Below are 1,375 nucleotides of genomic sequence, written 5' to 3' on the forward strand. Positions count from 1 at the left end.
CTGTCTGGCGCGATATCGCTGGCCTGTAATCCGCTTACAAACGGTACATCAAAGTCCAGGATATATCCGTAGGCAGGTTAACGTAACGGTGCCTCGCCGAGGACCTGACATGGGAAGTCTTCCGCGACACGCTGATCGAGCAGGCTGAGCAGGGCGTGGACTATTTCACCATCCATGCCGGGGTGCGGTTGCATATGATTCCGCTGACGGTGGGTCGCGTTACCGGCATCGTGTCGCGCGGCGGCTCGATCATGGCGAAATGGTGCCTGCATCATCACCGCGAAAGCTTCCTCTACGAGCGTTTCGAGGAGATCTGCGACATCATGCGCGCCTATGACGTCAGCTTTAGCCTTGGCGACGGACTGCGCCCCGGCTCCATCGCCGATGCCAACGACGCGGCGCAATTCGCCGAACTGGATACCCTGGGTGAGCTGACCAAGATTGCCTGGGCCAAGGACTGCCAAGTCATCATCGAAGGCCCTGGCCATGTGCCGATGCACAAGATCAAAGAGAACATGGACAAGCAGCTTGCCGTCTGCGGCGAAGCGCCGTTCTACACCCTCGGGCCGCTGACGACCGACATCGCGCCGGGCTATGACCACATCACTTCGGGCATCGGCGCGGCGATGATCGGCTGGTTGGGCACGGCGATGCTCTGCTATGTCACGCCCAAGGAACATCTGGGCCTGCCGGACCGCGATGACGTGAAGACCGGTGTCATCACCTACAAGATCGCCGCCCATGCCGCCGACCTGGCCAAGGGGCACCCGGCGGCCAAGCTTCGCGATGATGCGCTGTCCCGCGCCCGGTTCGAGTTCCGCTGGGAGGACCAGTTCAACCTGTCGCTGGACCCCGAGACGGCGCGGGCCTTTCACGACGAGACCCTGCCGAAAGAGGCGCACAAGGTGGCGCATTTCTGCTCGATGTGCGGGCCGAAATTCTGCTCGATGCGGATCTCCCACGACATCCGTGCCGAGGCGCAGAAAGAGGGCATGGCCGCCATGGCGCAGAAGTACCGCGCGGGAGGTGATCTTTACATGCCGGTGGTTGAGGAGATCTGAGCGGGCATGACTCTTCGGGCGGTTTCGCGCCGACGAAAATACACCGAGGCCGACCGTCCACAACGGGCTCGGAGTGACCAAACCGTCAAGTAGCAACCTGGCCCCCTACGCCTGCGGTCGAGCGTCCGGTTTCGCATTTCAGCGCGATTGTAACGCTGCACCGCCGTCAGGCCGCTTCCCGCCCAGAGCGTAAGAAAAAAACGCTACGGATCCAGTGCCTCGGCATTGCCAAGTTGTTTGAATAGGGCTTTGAGCAGCTTTCGCCTGTGTTTATCAAGCGGTCATTTCGGTCGTGTAGTCACGCCATAATGCAA

The 1,375-nt window shown here is 61.0% G+C and carries 1 pseudogene; it reads left to right on the plus strand.

Going from position 1 to position 1,375, the window contains the following annotated elements:
• Positions 1-92 precede the first annotated feature (92 nt).
• Positions 93-1,061: pseudogene (thiC, locus tag FGI60_RS26165) on the plus strand (phosphomethylpyrimidine synthase); the annotation flags it as partial.
• Positions 1,062-1,375 lie beyond the last annotated feature (314 nt).

The organism is Brucella haematophila (genome assembly GCF_005938105.1).
GTDB classification, from domain to species: domain Bacteria; phylum Pseudomonadota; class Alphaproteobacteria; order Rhizobiales; family Rhizobiaceae; genus Brucella; species Brucella haematophila.